Source organism: Achromobacter sp. GQ309 (genome assembly GCF_059759315.1).
The window spans coordinates 512,727-527,422 of sequence record NZ_JCAXDP010000003.1 but is presented as its reverse complement, the minus strand read 5'-3'; the positions used below and the strand labels follow the sequence as shown (position 1 = coordinate 527,422).

Annotated in this window: 12 protein-coding genes; 3 read left to right on the top strand and 9 right to left on the bottom strand. The window is 66.5% G+C overall.

Annotated elements, in window-relative coordinates:
* Nucleotides 1-21: 21 nt before the first annotated feature.
* The 4 genes from AC6CIE_RS11785 to AC6CIE_RS11770 form a co-directional block, all read right to left on the bottom strand.
* On the bottom strand, nt 22-759 hold the full coding sequence (locus AC6CIE_RS11785; RefSeq protein ID WP_056567753.1) for a 3-ketoacyl-ACP reductase: 738 nt from the start codon (nt 757-759) through the stop codon (nt 22-24).
* An 80-nt stretch (nt 760-839) separates the two neighbouring features.
* A complete protein-coding gene (locus AC6CIE_RS11780; protein WP_175122868.1) occupies nt 840-2,474 on the bottom strand; it encodes a PHA/PHB synthase family protein in 1,635 nt (544 codons plus the stop codon).
* Nucleotides 2,475-2,598: 124 nt separating this feature from the next.
* A complete protein-coding gene (pgeF, locus tag AC6CIE_RS11775; RefSeq protein ID WP_498092274.1) occupies nt 2,599-3,363 on the bottom strand; it encodes a peptidoglycan editing factor PgeF in 765 nt (254 codons plus the stop codon).
* Nucleotides 3,351-4,349, bottom strand: coding sequence for an RluA family pseudouridine synthase (locus AC6CIE_RS11770; RefSeq protein ID WP_498092273.1), 999 nt, complete (start codon nt 4,347-4,349; stop codon nt 3,351-3,353). Before AC6CIE_RS11770 ends, pgeF begins: the two co-directional genes overlap by 13 nt.
* 107 nt (nt 4,350-4,456) lie before the next feature.
* Between AC6CIE_RS11770 and AC6CIE_RS11765 the strand changes: the two genes are divergently transcribed.
* A complete protein-coding gene (locus AC6CIE_RS11765) occupies nt 4,457-5,245 on the top strand; it encodes an outer membrane protein assembly factor BamD (protein WP_175123345.1) in 789 nt (262 codons plus the stop codon).
* Nucleotides 5,246-5,325: 80 nt separating this feature from the next.
* On the opposite strand, the gene yoaA is transcribed toward AC6CIE_RS11765, so the two are convergent.
* A complete protein-coding gene (yoaA, locus tag AC6CIE_RS11760; protein ID WP_498092272.1) occupies nt 5,326-7,416 on the bottom strand; it encodes a DNA repair helicase YoaA in 2,091 nt (696 codons plus the stop codon).
* Between the two features lie 174 nt (nt 7,417-7,590).
* On the opposite strand from yoaA, the gene tex reads away from it, so the two are divergent.
* On the top strand, nt 7,591-9,966 hold the full coding sequence (gene tex, locus AC6CIE_RS11755) for an RNA-binding transcriptional accessory protein Tex (RefSeq protein ID WP_175184290.1): 2,376 nt from the start codon (nt 7,591-7,593) through the stop codon (nt 9,964-9,966).
* A 348-nt stretch (nt 9,967-10,314) separates the two neighbouring features.
* On the top strand, nt 10,315-10,821 hold the full coding sequence (locus AC6CIE_RS11750) for a hypothetical protein (protein WP_239216231.1): 507 nt from the start codon (nt 10,315-10,317) through the stop codon (nt 10,819-10,821).
* Nucleotides 10,822-10,878: 57 nt separating this feature from the next.
* On the opposite strand, the gene AC6CIE_RS11745 is transcribed toward AC6CIE_RS11750, so the two are convergent.
* From AC6CIE_RS11745 to AC6CIE_RS11730, 4 genes are all read right to left on the bottom strand, one after another.
* A complete protein-coding gene (locus AC6CIE_RS11745; RefSeq protein WP_239216232.1) occupies nt 10,879-12,234 on the bottom strand; it encodes a tryptophan--tRNA ligase in 1,356 nt (451 codons plus the stop codon).
* Nucleotides 12,235-12,320: 86 nt separating this feature from the next.
* Nucleotides 12,321-12,644, bottom strand: a complete 324-nt coding sequence (locus AC6CIE_RS11740) for a DUF3325 domain-containing protein (protein ID WP_056567777.1) — start codon at nt 12,642-12,644, stop codon at nt 12,321-12,323.
* A complete protein-coding gene (locus tag AC6CIE_RS11735; protein ID WP_498092271.1) occupies nt 12,641-14,356 on the bottom strand; it encodes a PepSY-associated TM helix domain-containing protein in 1,716 nt (571 codons plus the stop codon). Before AC6CIE_RS11735 ends, AC6CIE_RS11740 begins: the two co-directional genes overlap by 4 nt.
* Complete coding sequence (locus AC6CIE_RS11730) at nt 14,353-14,631, bottom strand: DUF3649 domain-containing protein (protein WP_175122875.1); 279 nt, start codon at nt 14,629-14,631, stop codon at nt 14,353-14,355. Before AC6CIE_RS11730 ends, AC6CIE_RS11735 begins: the two co-directional genes overlap by 4 nt.
* Nucleotides 14,632-14,696: the final 65 nt, after the last annotated feature.

The following is a 14,696-nucleotide window of genomic DNA, read 5'->3' as shown; positions in this document are numbered from 1 at the left end:
CGCGGGGCGGCCCATGTCACGTCAACCCATGTGCAGGCCGCCGTTCAGCGAGAAGTCCGCGCCGGTCGAAAAGCCGGATTCATCCGAGGCCAGCCACGACGTCATGGACGCGATTTCCTCGGGCGTGCCAAGGCGGCGCACCGGAATCGTGGCGACGATTTTTTCCAGCACGTCCGGCCGGATGGCGCGGACCATGTCGGTGCCGATGTATCCCGGCGAGATCGTGTTGACGGTCACGCCCTTGCTGGCCACTTCCTGAGCCAGCGCCATCGTGAAACCGTGGATGCCGGCCTTTGCCGTGGAGTAGTTGGTCTGGCCGAACTGACCCTTCTGACCATTGACCGAACTGATGTTGATGATGCGCCCCCACTGGCGCTCGACCATGCCGTCGATGACCTGCTTGGTCACGTTGAACAGGCTGTTCAGGTTCGTGTCGATGACCGCGCGCCAATCGTCGGCCGTCATCTTGCGGAACAGCCCGTCGCGGGTGATGCCCGCATTGTTGACCAGCACGTCCACCGGCCCGAGGTCAGCCGTGACCCTTTCGAAGGCGGCTACGGTGGAGTCCCAATCGGACACGTTGCCCACCGACGCGTAGAACGTGAAACCCTGCGCGGCTTGCTCATCCAGCCATTGCTGGTAATTGCGGCTGGGGCCGCAACCTGCCACGACGCGAAAGCCATCCTTGGCCAAGCGCTGGCAAATAGAGGTGCCGATCCCGCCCATCCCGCCTGTTACGTAAGCCAGTTTTCCGCTCATTGGACTTCCTCCTGTGTGCGACGGACGCCTCGTTGATTAAACATCTTCCTGCCCGGGGGATCGGACCGCGATACGCGGTATCAGGCCGCCCGGACCTTTACATATCTGCCAGGGGCCGGCTCGATCGGCCGGTACTTGGCATTGCCTGCCTTTGTCCTTGCTTTGACCTGTTTGCCGGAATGCTCGGCCAGCCAGCCCGACCAGTCCGGCCACCAGCTTCCGGGTTGCTCCACGGCCTGCGAAAACCACGTGTTGGGGTCGCCGGGAAGCGGTTGGCTTTCCTGTTCCAGCGCATCGGCCACCCAGTAGCTGCGGCGCTTCTTGGCGGGCGGATTCACCACGCCCGCGATGTGGCCGGATGCGCCCAGCACGAAACGCTGCGGTCCGCGCAGGACCTGCGTGGATGCATAAGCCGAAACCCACGGCACGATGTGGTCTTCGCGCGAACCGAAGATATAGACCGGCATGCGCAACCGCGTCAGGTCCAGCGGCAGGCCAGCGGCCTGCGCGCGGCCCGGCACCTTGAGGTTGTTCTCAAGGTAGGTATTGCGGAAATACCAGGAAAAGAAAGGCCCCGGCAGGTTCGTGCTGTCGCCGTTCCAGAACAGCAGATCGAAGGCCGGGGGCTTCTGACCCTTCAGGTAATTGCCGACCACGTAGTTCCAGACCAGCTCATTGGGGCGCAGGAACGAGAAGGTGGTGGCGAGGTCGCGGCCCGCCATCAGGCCGCCGTTGCCCAGTTGATGGTCGCGCATGAGCGCGTGGGTTTCGTCGACAAAGACGTTCAGGACGCCGGTGTCGTGAAAATCGAGCATCGAGGTGAGCAGCGTCAGCGCAGCCACGGGATGCTCGCCGCGCGCTTCGGCCAGCGCCAACGCCGCACCCAGCATCGTGCCGCCCACGCAGAAGCCCAGCGCATTGACCTGCGGCTGCTTCGTGATGTCGCTGGCCACGCGCAGCGCCTGCAGCACCGCGTCGTCAAGGTAGTCGGACCAGGTGGCGCGGTCCACGCCGTCGGTATCGGCCGCCACCGGATTGCGCCAGGAAATCAGGAAGACCGTGTAGCCCTCCCCGACCGCGTGACGCACGAACGAGTTCTCGGGCTGCAGATCCAGGATGTAGAACTTGTTGATGTTCGGCGGCACGATGACCAGTGGCCGTTCGTGCACGGTGCCGGTCGACGGCGCGTACTGGATGAGCTGGAACAGCTTGTTCTCGAACACCACGTCGCCGGGGGTCGTGGCCACGTTGCGGCCGATCTCGAATTGGGACTCGTCGGTCTGTGTGATGCGGCCTTTCTGGACGTCGCCCAGCAGGTTCGCAAGACCTTCGTTCAACGCGCGTCCCGCACTTTCTACGATGGATTGCTGCGCGTCGGGATTCAATGCCAGGAAGTTGCTGGGCGACAGCGCGTCGACCCACTGCATGATGGAGAATCGAAGGCGGTCGCGCATGGGCTCGCTGACCTGCGCGGCATCGACCATGCGCTGCATGGCGCGGGCGGACAGCAGATAGGTATGCGCCAGCAACAGATGCGACGCGTTCGCCGCCCAGGCATCGCCCGAGAACCGGCGATCGGACGGCGGCGCCAGCGTGCCGCGCTGGGCATCGTCGCAAAGGCGTTGCCATTCGCGCGCGAACTCTGCCTGGATGTCAGCCAGGACTTCCGGTGCCACGCTCACCGGAATGGGACCTGCGGAGAGATTGGCATTCACTTCGACACCTTGTTATCGAGACTTCGCGATTGATGTTGCATTCCGGGTCCAGGACTGTCAATGCGGGTATACAAGGAGGCTTACTACGGTAAAACGCAAGCCCGGGCCCGGCCTTTGCGCGGCGTCAAACCGGATGCAACCAGGCCAGCATTGCCATGCGTCCCGTCACCCCGTCGCGGCGGTAGGAAAAGTACCGGTCCTTGCGCGTCACCGTGCATTCGCCGCTGAGGGACACCTCTTGTACCCCGGCGCGCCGCAGCCGGAAATCCGCCAATCCGGCGAGGTCGGCCAGCCACTTGCCGGCCGCGCCGTCACGTGGCGCGAAAAAGCGCGCCGTGGCCGGGTCGTCCGCCGTGAAGGCGTCCAGCACGTCCTGCCCCACTTCGAAATGCTGCGGGCCGATGCCGGGCCCGACCCAGGCGCGCCAGCCGGCCGCCTGCGGCGCCTTGGCGCGCATGGCGTCCAGCGTATGTTCCAGGACCCCGCCCGCCAGGCCGCGCCAGCCGGCATGCGCCGCGCCCAGCACCTTGCCTTCTGTGTCGGCGATGAGCACCGGCAGGCAATCGGCCACCATGATGGCCAGGACGCGCCCGGGCTGCGCGGTGACGCTGGCGTCCACGGCAGGCTCGGCCGGCACGTCGATCGCGTCCGCGTCCACGACCTCGCTGCCATGCACCTGACGCAGCCACAGCGGGTCGGCCGGCACTGCCGCGCGCACGCGGCGGCGATTCTCGGCCACGGCCTCCGGGTTGTCTTCGGCCCGCAGGCCAAGATTGAGGGTGTCATGCGGCGCCACGCCGACGCCACCGGCGCGGGTCGTGCAGAAGTAGCTGACGCCATTCCAGTCGGGCCCCGTCACGACGGGCAGGTCTGCAATCAGGCGTTCCATGCAATGCTCTCCTGGACCTGCGCCATGTCGGCAGGCACCGGCGCGTCGAAGTGGACGTCGCCCTTGCCGCCGGGATCGTCGAAATGGAGTGCGCGGGCGTGCAGCATCTGTCGCTCTGCCCCGGCAATGTTCTTGCCGCCGTAGATCGTGTCGGCCAGCAGCGGATGCCCCAGGCTGGCCATGTGCACTCGGATCTGGTGGGTTCGGCCCGTCTCCAGGCGGCATACCACTTCGGTGACACGGCCGCCGGGTTCCACCGAGCCGCGCCGGGCCGGCGCGTAATTGGTGATGGCCGGCTTGGGCGCGACGGTCCGTTCAACGCTCATGCGCACCGGCACACGCGGATCGCGGCCGATGGCGCGGTCGACCTTGCCTGCGGCGGCAACCCAGCCGTGCGCCAGGGCCACGTATTCGCGGCCCATGCTGCGCGCCTGAAGCTGGCGCACGAGATGGGTCTGGGCGATGTCGTTTCGGGCCACGACCATCAGGCCGGAGGTGTCCTTGTCCAGACGGTGCACGATGCCCGCGCGGGCAACCTGCGCAAGCTCCGGGTAGCGATGCAGCAGGCCGTTGAGCAGCGTGCCGCTCCAGTTGCCGGCCCCCGGGTGGGTGACCAGGCCCGCCGGCTTGTTGACGACGATCCAGTCGGGGCTTTCGGCGACCACGCCGAACTCGACGGGTTCGGGCGTGAAGGCCAGCGCATCGGGCGCGGGTTGGGCCCAGATGGTGAGTTCGTCGCCGGGGCCGACCGTCTGGCGGATCTTGCCTGGCGCCCCGTTGACCAGGACGTTGCCGGATTCGATCCAGCCTTGCAGGCGGTTGCGGGAATGGTCGGGCAGGAGGCCGGCCAGAATCTTGTCGAGCCGGTCGGCGCGCGTGGCGGACGGCACGGTTACAAGTTGCGGCTCCCCGCGGCCGGATTCGTCGAGATTTTCGTCGGCGCTATCGTCGGAAACAAGATCTGCGCGGGCGGCTGTATCAGACATGGAGACAAATCATATAATCAGCCTGCCATGCTAACACCAAGGATACGATTCTCGTGATTCACCACCCTGCAGCTCCCTCGAACCCCGCATCCCGCAGCGGGTCGGTTTTGCGCGTGGTCATCGCGCTTTTTGCCGTCATCGTCATCGCCGGTTGCAGCGGGGCGGACAGCAAATACGACAAGACCACCAACTGGAGCGCAGAACAACTCTACGCGGACGCCAAGGCCGAAATGGCGTCGGGCGGCTGGAAGGAAGCGCGCGAGCGCCTGACCGCCATCGAAAGCCGCTACCCGTTCGGCGTCTACGCGCAGCAGGCGCTGCTTGAACTGGCCTACGTCAACTGGAAAGACGGCGAAAACGAGCAGGCGCTCGCCGCCATCGACCGCTTCCAGCAGCTTTACCCCAATCACCCCGGCACCGATTACGCGCTCTACCTGAAGGGCCTGGTCAACTTCACGCCGGCCAGCGCCTTCATGAGCAACATCACCGGCCAGGATCCGGCCGAGCGCGATCCCAAGGGTCTGCGCGCGTCCTATGACGCCTTCACCGAGCTGATCAAGCGCTACCCCGAAAGCAAGTACAGCGTCGACGCCGAAAAGCGCGTGGCGTGGCTGGTCAACACCATCGCCATGAACGAAGTCCACGTCGCCCGCTATTACTACGAACGCGGCGCCTACGTGGCCGCCGCCAATCGCGCGCAGACCGTCATCACCGACTTCGAAGGCGCCCCCGCCACCGAAGAGGCCCTCTACCTGATGGTTCAGTCGTACGACAAACTGAACATGACCGACCTGAAGAACGATGCCCAGCGCGTCTACGACAAGAACTTCCCGAACAGCGCGTTCCGGACCCAGGGCCTGAAGGCCGACAGGAGCTGGTGGAATCCCTTCAACTGATTCCGCCTGCATGGGAAGCAAAAAGCCCTTCAGATTTCTGAAGGGCTTTTTTTCGCCTGCTGGGCGTGCGGGGGGTCGTGCTACGCGTCGTCCGGTCCGCGTTTACGCCGGTAGAACGCCAGCACCTCTTCCAGCTCGCGTGTGCGCGCAAACGGCGGCAGGCCGCGCCACAGGCGCTTGCCGTACGGCTTTTCCACCAGCCGCGCGTCGCCCACCATCAGCACGCCCCAATCGGATTCGGTACGGATAAGCCGGCCCGCGCCCTGCTTGAGCGAGATCGCGGCTTCGGGCAACTGGTATTCGGCAAACGGATTGCCGCCCTGCACCCGGCAGGCGCGCAGGCGGGCCTCGATGACGGGATCGTCCGGCGGCGCGAACGGCAGCTTGTCGATCGCCACCAGCGTCAGCACGTCGCCCGGCAGGTCGATGCCTTCCCAGAAGCTGGCGCTGCCGACCAGCACCGGATGCTTGAGCTTGCAGAAGCGGTCCAGCAGATCGCGGCGAGTGCCCTCGCCCTGCTTGAGCAACGGCCAGTCATGACCCGCGTCGTCGAAGGCGTCGGCCAGCAGGTTGGCAACCTTGTCGACGGCGCGCAGCGTCGTACAGAGCACCAGCGTGCCGCCCGGGCTGGCCTCAAGCAGCGGCATCAGCGTCTGGACGAACCGCTCCAGGAATTGCGGCGATTGCGGTTCAGGCATGCCGCGCGGCACGAACAGCAGCGCCTGCTCGGGGTAGTCGAACGGCGACTCCCATTTGCCGGTGCGGGCGGTATCCAGGCCGAGCTGGCTGGTGAAGTGCGTGAATTCGCCGTTGATCGACAGCGTGGCCGAGGTCATGATCCAGGCTTGGCCGGGCTTGCGGAACTTGGAGAACGCCTGCGCCACGGACAGCGGCGCCGAATGCAGCCGCACGTGATGCAGGCCGTGTTCGACCCAGCGCACGGCCGGGCCCGTCCATTGTTCGGCCTGCGCGGCGCCTTCAAGCAATGCCGCGGGCGTGGACGGACCGTCGCCCAGCGGGCTCTGCACGGGGGCCTGATCGTCGCGGCCCCAGCCTTCGTCGTCGTGCGCGCCGCTGCTGCGCCCGGGCGTGGCCCAGCGCTTGAGCTTGACCGAAATCTCCGCGCCCATGCGCGCAGCCGCGAGCAGATCCGGATGCTTTTCGGCGACGGCGCCCAGCGCCTTGGTGGCGCTGTCGATGGCTTCGCGCAGCGACAGCAGCGCCTCGTCGAATTCCTCGGGGTTGGGGATGGCCTCGAATGTGGCCTTGCGCCCCGGCATCTTGTCGAGCGGCGCACAGACCAGCCGCAACTCGCGCGCGGCGGTTTCGATGTGACGGCTGACGTCGCTCCATTTGGCGGCTTCGCGCGCATAGGCCAGCCCCGCGACTTCCAGCGCGCGGCCGAAGTCCATCAACTGGTGCGTGGATACGCTGGTGCCCAGAAAGCGCGTGGCGGTGTCCGGCAATTGATGGGCTTCGTCGAAGATGACGGTGTCGGCTTCAGGCAGGAGGTCCGTGACGCCCTCTTCGCGCAGCATCAAGTCCGCCATGAAGAGCGCATGGTTGACCACGACGACGTCGGCTTCCTGCGCCTGGCGGCGCGCCTTGACGACAAAGCAATCGCGGATGCGCGGGCATTCCTGGCCCAGGCAGTTCTCGCGGGTGGACGTGACGCGTTGCCAGATGTCGGCGTCTTCGGGCACCTGCGCGAGGTCGCTGCGGTCGCCCGTTTTGGAGATGCCTGCGAACACCTGGATCTGGCGCAGCTGCTGGATTTCGGAGCGGGACTTGAGCGCGCGCTCGTCGCCCTGAAGGCGTTCGAGGTGGTAATGGCACACGTAGTTGCCGCGGCCCTTGAGCAGCGCGGCCGTGACGGGTGCAGCCAGCGCGGCGCGCACGCGCGGCAGATCGCGCGCGAAAAGCTGGTCTTGCAGCGTGCGTGTGCCGGTGGAAATGAGCACCTTGCCGCCCTGGATGAAGGCGGGTACAAGATAGGCCCAGGTCTTGCCGATGCCGGTGCCGGCTTCGGCCACGAGCGTGGCGCGGTCCTGGATGGCCTGGCCAATGGCCTGCGACAGTTCCACCTGCGATGGACGCGGCTTGTAGCCGGGCAAGGCCGTGGCCAGCGGCCCGTCCTCGTCAAAGAATTCGGATATGTCCAGGTCCAGCATTACAGCAGCCTAATGTAGGGCCCCAAATGATACCCGCTGGCGCGCCGGTTTCCTGCTTGCGGCCTGCCGCAATGCCCTTGGCAGAGGGACGGATCAGTCACTTCGGCCACGTTCCGTAACAACGGCTTATGGCACAATCCGCCCCTCGTTTTCCCTTTTTGCCGTCGTATAGAGATGTCTGAAACTTCCACTATCACGAACGTCGCCACCGGCGTCGACAACGCCCGCATCGTCGCTCAGCTCGCCACCGAGTTGGGCGCCCGCGCCTCCCAGATCGCTGCGGCGGTGGAACTGCTGGATGACGGCGCCACCGTGCCCTTCATCGCCCGCTACCGCAAGGAAGCGACCGGCGGCCTGGACGACACCGTGCTGCGCAACCTGGAAGTCCGTCTGGGCTACCTGCGCGAGCTCGAAGAACGCCGCGGCGCCATCCTGGAATCCATTTCGCAGCAAGGCAAGCTGACGCCCGAGCTGCAGCAGGAAATCGCCACGGCCGACACCAAGCAGCGCCTGGAAGACCTGTACGCGCCCTACAAACCAAAGCGCCGCACGCGCGCCCAGATCGCCCGCGAAGCCGGCCTCGAACCGCTGGCCGACGCCATCCTGGCCGATCCCGCCTGCGATCCCGCCGCGCTGGCCGCGCAATACCTCAATCCCGAAGCCGCCATCAACGACGCCAAGGCGGCGCTCGATGGCGCGCGCGACATCCTGGCCGAACGCTACGCCGAAAACGCCGACCTGCTGGCCGACATGCGCGAGCACCTGTGGTCCACCGGCCTGGTGTACTCCAAGATGATCGAGGGCAAGGAAACCGAAGGCGCCAACTTCCGCGACTGGTTCGACTTCAACGAGCCGCTGCGCACCCTGCCCTCGCACCGCATCCTGGCGCTGCTGCGCGGCCGCCAGCAAGGCGTGCTCGAGCTGCGCCTTGGCCTGGAAGCCGACCTCGAAGCCCAGACGCCGCATCCGTGCGTGGCCCGTATCGCCAACTTCCTGAAGCTCGGCAACGGCCTGTTCGCACTGGACGCCACGCCGCGCGCGCGCTGGCTGGGCGAAGTCTGCCGCTGGACCTGGCGCGTCAAGCTCCTGACCGCATTCGAAAGCGAACTGATCGGCCGCCTGCGCGAAAGCGGCGAAGCCGAGGCCATTCGCGTGTTCGCCGCCAACCTGAAAGACCTGCTGCTGGCCGCGCCGGCCGGCCCCAAGGCCGTGCTGGGTCTGGACCCCGGCATCCGCACGGGCTGCAAGGTCGCCGTCATCGACAAGACCGGCAAGGTCGTCGACACCACCACCGTGTACCCGTTCGAACCGCGCCGCGACCGCGAAGGCACGATCAACACGCTGGCCGCGCTGGTGGCGCGCCACAACGTGGACCTGATCGCCATCGGCAACGGCACGGCTTCGCGTGAAAGCGAAAAGCTCGTCGGCGACATGATGGAGCGCTTCCCCGACCTGAAGGTCACCCGCGTCGTCGTTTCCGAAGCGGGCGCGTCGGTGTATTCGGCCTCCGAAATCGCCGCCCAGGAATTCCCCGACCTCGACGTGACGCTGCGCGGCGCCGTGTCCATTGCCCGCCGCCTGCAGGATCCGCTGGCCGAACTGGTCAAGATCGATCCCAAGGCCATCGGCGTGGGCCAGTACCAGCACGACGTCAACCAGCGCGAACTGGCGCGCTCGCTGGACGCCGTGGTCGAAGACTGCGTGAACGCGGTGGGCGTGGACGTGAACACGGCGTCGGCCGCGCTGCTGGCCCGCGTGTCCGGCCTGAACTCGCTGCTGGCCAAGAACATCGTCTCTTTCCGCGACGAAAACGGCGCGTTCCCCACGCGCGAGGTCCTGCGCAAGGTTCCGCGCTTTGGCGAGAAGGCATTCGAACAGGCTGCCGGCTTCCTGCGTATCCCCAACGGCGACAACCCGCTGGACGCGTCGTCGGTCCACCCCGAAGCCTACCCGGTGGTCGAGCGCATCGTGGCCAAGATCAAGGCAGAAGTGAAGCAGATCATCGGCCAGCGCGAAGCCCTGAAGGGCGTGTCGCCGTCGGACTTTACCGATGAGCGCTTCGGCCTGCCGACCGTCAAGGACATCTTCGCCGAACTCGAAAAGCCCGGCCGCGATCCGCGCCCGGAGTTCAAGACGGCGCAGTTCAAGGAAGGCGTGGAAACGCTGAACGACCTGTACCCGGGCATGGTGCTGGAAGGCGTGGTGACCAACGTGGCCAACTTCGGCGCGTTCGTCGACATCGGCGTGCACCAGGACGGACTGGTCCACATCTCGGCGCTGGCCGAGAAGTTCGTGAAGGATCCGCGCGACGTGGTGCGCGTCGGCCAGACGGTCAGCGTCAAGGTGCTGGAAGTGGACGCCGCGCGCAAGCGCGTGGCGCTCACCATGCGCTTGAACGACACCGCCGCGCCCGCCCGCCGCAGCGCCGATGCGCCCAAGGGCGGTGATCGCCCACGCCGTCAGGGCGATGGCGGCCGCAACGCAGGCGGCGGCGCAGCAGCGTCGATGAACAGCGCCATGGCCGACGCCTTTGCCAAGTTGAAGCGCTGATCCGCTGATCCCTCGGCATCCCTGCTTTACCGAAATCCCGGCGCCCGAGGCGCCGGGATTTTCTTTTGGGCAGCCCCTTCAAATCACCTTCAGTCGCCCCTGCAACCTAGGGGCTTACCCCTAGATCACTCGCTTTTGTTGCGCTCCCGCAATTCGGCACCACAGAAATAAGTGAAAATATCTAATTGTGTCTAAATAATAAAAACCGGCATGACGCTGTCTATCACGAAAGCGTTCACCGGCGACACAAGCACCCGCGGTCAGGCGAGCTACTGCGCGAAGCGCCTGTCGGGGAGCAGCATCAGAACAAGAGCGCGCCCCCCTGATAGCCCGGAGATCCGTTCCGTCATGCTCAGCACCATTACGCTCGCCGCAAACGAAACCGCAACCATCACCGACAAGGACGCCACGGCAAGCGGCGTCTACGGCGACGTGACGTTGGGTCAGTATTCGCATCTGATCGTCGACAGCGCCGACCTCACCTTCAAGCACGTCACACTCGAACGCCTGGGCAGCCGGGTCATCGAACTGCGCAATGGCGCGCAACTGCATGTGGGCGCGCTGGGATTTGCCAGCATGGGCGCCAGCATCGTCTACCGCATCGGCATCGGCTGCGTGATCACCTACGACGCCAGCCAATGGGATCCCGAAGTCGTGGCCAACACCACGTTCGACTTCGCCAGCGAGGGCAGCGGCACGCTGAAGTATTTTCCGTTCATCAATCCGCAATGGCTGGACTGTCCCCACGTCACGGGCTATTCGGACGGTGACCAGCTTGAAATCGCGGGGCAAGGCCGCGTGCAGCGCTTTCAGGTGCGCGACGGACGCATCGTCGCCAGCGCACGCCTGAACTGAATGCAAAACGGCGCGGATTGCCCGCGCCGTCTTTGTCCATCCGCTACCCGCTACCGGTTATTCCTGCGCCAGCGACAGCAGCGCTTCGCGCGTGCGCGCGATGCCCGCAGCCGGTTCGCCCTGCACGCCTTCGGGCGCGGTGGCGACCGTCTCACCGTCGATCACCACCGCATAGCCCTGGGCATGTGCCTGCAGGACGCTGTCGGCGGGTTCGGACTGCAGGCGGCGCATCAGTGCGCCCGCTTCCTTGGGATCGGCGAAGCGCTGCGACAGCAACAGTTCCTCGCCATCGGCCGCCAGCAGGCGGAAGCGGAAGCCGCCGTCTTCGTCGCGGAAGCTGACGAATCGCGCCCCCTTGGACTTTTCCTTCTTGCCCTGGGCGCCCTTGCCCGCCGTAGCGGCGGCGCCCAACGTGCGCAGGCCCACGGCCTCGCGCAGTTCCTGCATGAACGGCACGGCAAGCTTGCGCGCCTTGGCGGCGCCCGCCTGCAGGATGTCTTCGATGCGGCCCGGGTTGGCCATCAGATCGACGTACTTTTCGCGCATCGGGGCCAGCAGGTTTTCCAGGTGCTCGAACAGCGCCTGCTTGGCATCGCCCCAGCCCATGCCGGCCTCGAGCTGCTGGCGGAACGCCGCCGATTGCTCGGACGTGGCAAACGCGCGGTACAGCGTGTACAGATGGGACGATTCGGCGTCCTTGGGTTCGCCCGGCTCGCGCGAGTCAGTCACGATGCGCATCACCGAGGCGCGCAATGCGCTTTTGCCGCCTTCGAAAAGCGGAATCGTGTTGTTGTAGCTCTTGGACATCTTGCGGCCGTCCAGCCCGGGCAGCGTCGCCACATCTTCTTCGATGACCACCTCCGGCAGCGAGAAATACTCGCGGCCATACAGATGATTGAAGCGCTGCGCGATGTCACGCGCCATTTCCAGATGCTGAATCTGGTCGCGGCCCACGGGCACCTTGTTGGCGTTGAACATGACGATGTCCGCAGCCATCAGGATCGGGTACGAAAACAGCCCCATGGTGATGCCGTCGTCCGGATCCACGTTCTTGGCCACGTTCTGGTCCACCGAGGCCTTGTAGGCATGCGCCCGGTTCATCAGGCCCTTGGCGGTCACGCAGGTCAGCAGCCAGCTCAGTTCGGGGATCTCGGGGATGTCCGACTGGCGGTAGAACGTCACGCGCTCGGGGTCCAGGCCCACCGCCAGCCACGTGGCGGCGATCTCAAGACGCGAGCGCGCCACGCGCGCCGGGTCGTCGCATTTGATGAGCGCGTGGTAGTCCGCCAGGAAGAAGAATGCGTCCACGCCGGGCTGCGTGCTGGCCTGCACCGCCGGACGGATCGCGCCCGCGTAGTTGCCGAGATGGGGAGTTCCAGTGGTGGTGATGCCGGTAAGGACGCGGGTGTTCATGAGGCGAGAAGGCGGTTGCTAGGGGAAGCCCTGAGTGTAACGTGCCGCAGCCCGGCCCCGCCCCGGAAAGACTCGGGGCCCCGCGCTTACAGCACCGCCAGCACTGGCGCCGCCAGCGCGCACAGGCCGCCCGCGGTCAGCGCGGCGCGCGGCCGGAAGGTCAGGAACCAGATCAGCAGCAAACCGGCGATGCTGAGGATGCCGATCCATTCGACCGTGCCGTAACTCCAGCCCCAGACCGCCGCCGACGCCCACAACGACAGCGCCAGCGACGCCCAGCCGAACAGCCGCAGCGGCAGCCGATGGCGGCGCGGCAAGGCGCGGTCGAACAGGTCTTCGTAGTGACGGTCCATGCCCAGGCACAGGGCGGAAAACCCTGCATAGGCCAGGCAGAAGGCGGCAAGCGTCATGGCGTATCACCTCGCGGTTCAAAAGCGGTCCGGTGCACGGCGGCCGGGACGGCGGGCTCGTGGGCGGGGGCTGGGGCGGTTGCCGGGGGATGGGCAGTGGCGGCGACGGCGGCCTTGACCGCTTCGTTGCGCGCGGCGCGCGGCTTGCCCGCCGTTCTGGCGGGCGCCTTGCGGGCGCGGGCGGCCTTCATTGCCATCCAGGCAAAGAACAGGGCGCTGGCCAGGCACGTCAGGTCAAAGCCCGCCATCACCCAGTCGCCCTGCGGCAGGGAAACGCCCAGGTGCCGGTCGGTGGTCAGCGCATTGACCACGGGCACCAGCGCCAGCGCGGCGGCGGCGATGGCAAGCAGGTCCTGCCACTTGCGCCGCAGGAACAGAAACGCGTAGACCAGCGACAGCCCCCAGGCCATGAAGAAGGCGCGCACTTCCCAGACCTGGCGGCCGGGCATGTCGGCCGGAAGGAGACGGTTGGCCAGGAACACCGCCGCCACGCCGAACACGACGCCCGCGATAGTGCCCGCATTCAGGCCGTCGACCAGACGCAGCGAGAAGGCTTCCCGCGCGTCGCCCTGCCGCGCCTTCTGACGGCGCTTGGCGATCCACAGCACGAGGCCTGTGGCCACCATGGCCGTGCCGGCCAGGCTGACGATGAAATAGAACCAGCGCAGCAGCGGTTCGGCGAACAGGCCCAGGTGCAGGCCGGTGATGACGCCCGTGGTCACGACGGTGGCGCTGTGATCGTCCTCGGCCTCCTGCAGCGCGCCCGTCACCCCGTCAAAGCGCATGAAGGGCGCCAGCAGCCCGTACGACACGCCGTCACCCACGTTGCGCACCAGCGTGATGGTGGCGCCCGCATCGCCGGGATTGTTGACGGTCACCCGCCCGAGGCGGCCTTGCCAATGCTGCTGGGCCTGTTCCACCAGCGGCGCGATGTCGACCAGCGGCGCCGGCTGGTTCTGCGGCGGCGTGATCTTGTTGGCCTTGAAGACCTCGCTCGTGAACTGGCGCGGATTGTCGTATACGGCCTGGATGCCCGCCGGCATCAGCATCACCATGAACAGCACCAGGCCGCTGAAGGTGATCATCAGGTGAAACGGCAGACCCAGCACCGACAGCACGTTGTGGCCGTCCATCCAGGCGCGCTGCCCGCCCTTGCCCGGCCGGAAGGTGAAGAAGTCCGCGAAAATCTTCTTGTGCGTGATGATGCCGCTGATGATCGCCACCAGCATGAACATGCCCGCGATGCTGGCCAGCCAGCGCCCCCACGGAAACGCGGTCTCCAGTTCGAAATGGAAGCGGTAGAAGAAGTCGCCGCCGCGCGTCTGGCGCGCCGTCACGGGCTCGCCGGTGGCCGCATCCAGCTTGACGCGCACGAACCCGCGTTCACCCGGCTTGGGCTTGGGCGTCTGGTACAGCAGCTGGATGAGGGGCTCGCGATCCGAGGGCGGCGTGATGAACCAGCGCTTGGCGTCCGGCGCGTGTTCCGCCAGATAGCGCTGCGCCGTGGCAACGGCCTGCACTGCCGGCGCCGGCTGCGCTTGAACCTCAGGTTGCATCCAGCGCGTGATCTCGGGCCGGAAGAAGGCCAGCGAGCCCGTCAGGAACATGGCGAACAGCACCCAGCCGAAGATCAGGCCTGCCCACGTGTGCAGCCAGGACATGGACTGACGAATGCCCTCTTCGCCGGGATGCTTGTGCTTGGCCGCCTTCATGCCGCCACCAGCCGATGCGCCAGGAATAAACCGCCCAGCAGCGCGGCCGGGCCCAGGATGCCAGCCCAGGCGCGCCAGGCGCTGCGCGTGGCGAACACCCAGATCACGCCGCAGGCGTAGACCACGAAGGACAGCATCTGCGCCGCGGTCACGGCGTCGGCGCGCCCCATGGGCAGCCAGACCGCCAGACAGGCAGCCGCCGCCGAAGCCAGGGCGTAGCCGCCCAGGATGGCGGCCGTCGCGCGAGAGAAAACGGCCATTCTGTAGCGCATCATGCCTGCGCCGGCTGCGGGAGCTTTCACGGGAGTTCTAGGTGGTGGCGGGTCCGTGGCGGACCCGG